The 3,704-nt window shown below is 66.3% G+C and carries 4 protein-coding genes and 1 pseudogene; 3 read left to right on the forward strand and 2 right to left on the reverse strand.

Features of this window, described 5'->3' with window-relative positions:
- On the forward strand, positions 1-1,505 hold a 1,505-nt coding region (gene helR, locus ELR45_RS11115), incomplete at its 5' end, for an RNA polymerase recycling motor ATPase HelR (RefSeq protein ID WP_205856403.1).
- 41 nt (positions 1,506-1,546) lie between these two features.
- Here the strand turns inward: helR and ELR45_RS11120 are convergent.
- The gene (locus ELR45_RS11120) at positions 1,547-1,999 is read right to left on the reverse strand and encodes a winged helix-turn-helix transcriptional regulator (protein WP_129665987.1); all 453 of its coding nucleotides are present in this window, start codon (positions 1,997-1,999) and stop codon (positions 1,547-1,549) included.
- Between the two features lie 88 nt (positions 2,000-2,087).
- On the opposite strand from ELR45_RS11120, the gene ELR45_RS40750 reads away from it, so the two are divergent.
- Entirely contained in the window at positions 2,088-3,314 is a 1,227-nt protein-coding gene (locus ELR45_RS40750; protein ID WP_129665989.1) for an MFS transporter, read from the forward strand.
- A pseudogene (locus ELR45_RS42670) lies at positions 3,254-3,466 on the forward strand (SDR family oxidoreductase); the annotation flags it as partial. The gene ELR45_RS40750 and the pseudogene ELR45_RS42670, both read left to right, overlap by 61 nt.
- On the opposite strand, the gene ELR45_RS42675 reads toward ELR45_RS42670, so the two are convergent.
- Positions 3,380-3,619 carry a hypothetical protein gene (locus ELR45_RS42675; RefSeq protein ID WP_420813873.1) on the reverse strand — a complete coding sequence of 80 codons (240 nt, stop codon included), beginning with the start codon at positions 3,617-3,619 and terminating at the stop codon, positions 3,380-3,382. The pseudogene ELR45_RS42670 and the gene ELR45_RS42675 overlap by 87 nt on opposite strands.
- Positions 3,620-3,704 lie beyond the last annotated feature (85 nt).

Raw genomic sequence — 3,704 nt, forward strand, 5'->3', positions numbered from 1 at the left:
GCGGTCCGGGCACCGGGAAGACCGTCGTCGCGCTGCACCGGTCTGCCTATCTCCTCTACTCCGACCCTCGTCTCGGTCACCGCCGGGGCGACGTGTTGTTCGTGGGGCCGCACCAGCCTTACCTGACCTACGTCGCCGACGTCCTCCCCAGCCTTGGAGAGGAGGGCGTCCAGACCTGCACGTTGCGGGACTTCGTTCCCGAGGGAGGCACAGCCGCGACCGAGGCCGACCCGGATGTCGCCCGCCTGAAGTCGTCAGCGGACATGGTGCGGGCCATCGAGCCGGCCGTCAGGCTTTACGAGGAGCCACCCACCCAGGGGATGACGGTAGAGACGCACTGGTCCGACATCTGGCTCAGCACGGCCGATTGGGCCGAGGCATTCGAAGCAGCGGAACCCGGCACCGCGCACAACGAGGCACGCGATCAGGTCTGGGAGGAGCTGCTCACGATCCTGATCGACAAGCACGATGACGACGGCGTATCACCAGATCTGCTCCGCAGGTCGCTGCTGCAGAACAGGGAGCTGATCAAAGCCTTCAACAGAGCGTGGCCGCTGCTCGAACCGGCTGATCTCGTCGGAGACCTGTGGTCGGTCCCGGCTTACCTGCGCATGTGCGCTCCCTGGCTGAATCCCGACGAGGTTCGAAAGCTGCAGCGCGGCGACGCCCATGCCTGGACGGTGTCCGATCTGCCGCTCCTGGACGCCGCCCGGCAGCGGCTCGGCGACCCGGAGGCGGCGCGTCGTAAGCGCCAGCGCGACGCCGCCGTCGCCGCCGGTCGCGCGCGCATGGCCGACGTCGTCGACGACCTGATCGCGACCGACGACTCCGATATGAACGTGATGTCGATGCTGCGCGGAGAGGATCTACAGAACACTCTGGTCGACGAGACCGCACTGCCCAGCGCCGACCCGGATCTGCTCGCCGGCCCGTTCGCGCACATCGTCGTGGACGAGGCGCAGGAGCTGACCGACGCCGAATGGCAGATGCTACTGCTGCGCTGCCCGTCCCGGAGTTTCACCATCGTCGGAGACCGTGCTCAGGCCAGGCGCGGGTTCATGGAGTCATGGCGGGAACGGCTCGAACGGATCGGGCTCGACAACATCAACCTGGTATCCCTGAGCATCAATTACCGGACGCCGGAAGAGGTCATGGCAGCGGCCGAGCCGGTCATACAGTCCGTGCTCCCGAACGCCAACGTGCCGGCATCCATCCGCAGCACCGGCGTCCCCGTCGTGCACGGATCGACATCTGACCTGGGCCCGATCCTCGACCAGTGGCTCGACGCGCATGCCGAAGGCGTCGCCTGCGTCGTCGGCGATCCCGCCTTCGAGGAGACGTCTCGCGTCCGATCGCTGACGCCGGAGCTCGCGAAGGGGCTCGAGTTCGACCTTGTCATCCTCGTTGACCCAGAGGAGTTCGGCACGGGCGTCGAAGGCGCGGTCGACCGCTACGTCGCCATGACCCGGGCGACCCAGCAACTGGTCATCCTGACCAGCCCCTGACCGGACGCCATTCGAGACTGCCGCCCCTCCCTCGCCGTTTCCTAGCTGACCTTCCGGACATGCGTCGTTGCCGCCGTGAGTGGATTCCCGTCGGTTGCGGGTAGCTGCAGTTCCGGCACGGGCTCCCCGGCACGGTCAACCAGCGAAGAGTGGGACTCTTCTGGACTGAACGCATGTCGCTCGCCCCACTGGCGCATGGCAACGATGGCGATGAACAGGTCTTCTCCGGCTTCAGTCAGTGCGTAGACGTGTCGCTTGCCGACTGCCTGCGCCTCCTTGCTGAGAATGCCATGCTCGACGAGCCGGCGCAGGCGGTCACTCAGGATGTTGCGCGCGACACCGAGCCGCTGATGGAAGTCAGTGAACGTCGAAGCCCCATCCATGGCATCGCGGATGATGAGCAGGATCCAGCGGTCACCGACGAGATCCACTGCGCGAGCTACCGGGCAGGTGGGATCGGTCCACTCGACGTCGGCCGAGAGCGCCGCGGCCATCGGGCCACCTCCTACATGAGTTGCATTTTGAAACCATTATGCCCTAGCTTTCAAGTCGGTTGCAATTTGCTACTCATTGGAGGCAAGGGTGTCCGTGGGAGTGACGGGTGCGCAGCGGTTGGTGCTCACGCTGGTGTGCGCGGTGGCTGTGGCCACCATCTATGCGATTCAGCCGGTTCTCGAGGTGGCGGGTGCCGACCTGGGAATGACCTCGCGCTCGTCCGGGTGGCTCGTCGCGGCAGGCCAGATCGGCTACCTCGCAGGGCTCCTCCTGCTCGTGCCGCTCGGTGACCTCCTCGATCGCCGACGGCTCATCACCGTGCACCTCGTGCTGACGGCCCTCGGTGCCCTAGCAATGGCCGTCGCTCCAAACGGAGCGGTAGCTGTCTTCGGACTCGGCTTCGCAGGCGTCTTCGCGGTCGTTGTCCAGGTCACGGTCGCCTACGTCGCAGCGGTCTCACCTGTTCACGAGCGCGGACGCAACATCGGCGCTGTGACGTCCGGCGTCGTCGTCGGAATTCTCGGCGTGCGCATCGTCGCAGGCGCGCTCGGCGACATGATCGACTGGCGGGCCGTCTACATCGTCCTTGCCGTGCTCTGCCTGACACTTGCGGTAGTCGTGCCACGTATGTTCAGCCCAGACACACGCCAGCGGACCACCCGGTACACAGAAGTGCTGGGCTCGATGGGCCGCCTCGTCGTCGGCGATCGGTTGTTCATCGGTCGAGGCCTGATCTCGTTGTTTCTGTTCGCCTCCTTCGGGACCCTATGGAGCGGACTTGCGCTCCCGCTCAGTTCCGAACCATGGCATCTGAGTACCACGGAGATCGGGCTGCTCGGCATCGCAGGCCTGGCCGGGGCGCTCGGGGCTGCCCGCGCCGGCAGCTGGGCCGATGCCGGACGTGCCGAGGCTGTGACGGGCTGGTCGCTGGCCGTTCTCGTCGCCTCGTGGCTGCTCGTTGCACAGACCGGAGTCACACTCTGGCTGGTCATAGCGGGCATCGTCCTGCTCGACTTCGCGGTCCAGGCGGTCCACGTCAGCAGCCAGCACATTCTGACCACAGCACACCCTGACCGGGCCAGCAGCGTCATTGGCACCTACATGGCGTTCTACTCACTCGGTTCTGCGCTCGGTGCGGTCACCACGACATGGGCTTACGCCACATGGGGATGGTGGGGCTCCTGTTTGCTCGGAGCGACTTACGGCGCCGCGGGACTCGCCGTCTGGGCAGCCGCCCATCGCCAACCGTATGGCCCGCGTTTCGAGAGCAAGACTCCGGACACTTCGTGCACACCGTGTCAACGCCAGGCCTGACGGTCGCCCCGGGCATGGCTGTCTACGCGGGCACCAAGAACGCGGCACGCGCGATCGCCGAGGGACTACGCCAGGAAGCCCGGCCCCGGGTGCGTGTCACGACAATCTCGCCGGGCTTCGTCGGCACCGCATTCGTGCAGAGCACACCAGACTCCCGTGATCATCAACGGGCAGACCGGCCATACCGCGGTCAACGGTTGATGATCACGGGAGAACGTGGCGGGGAGTTCCCCTACCAGGAACCCGTACAGCTCGCGCAACCGGCGCAGCCGATCGCGGCGCTCGGGATGCGATCCGTCGAGCACATGGAGGTCCCCGCTCGGCCCTTTCGTCAGTCGAAGAGGTCGTGGGCCGAGTCGGCAGTGACGGCACGGCTAGCCCAGACCTCGT

Origin of the sequence: Phytoactinopolyspora endophytica, from assembly GCF_004138495.1 — a bacterium.
Lineage (GTDB): Bacteria > Actinomycetota > Actinomycetes > Jiangellales > Jiangellaceae > Phytoactinopolyspora > Phytoactinopolyspora endophytica.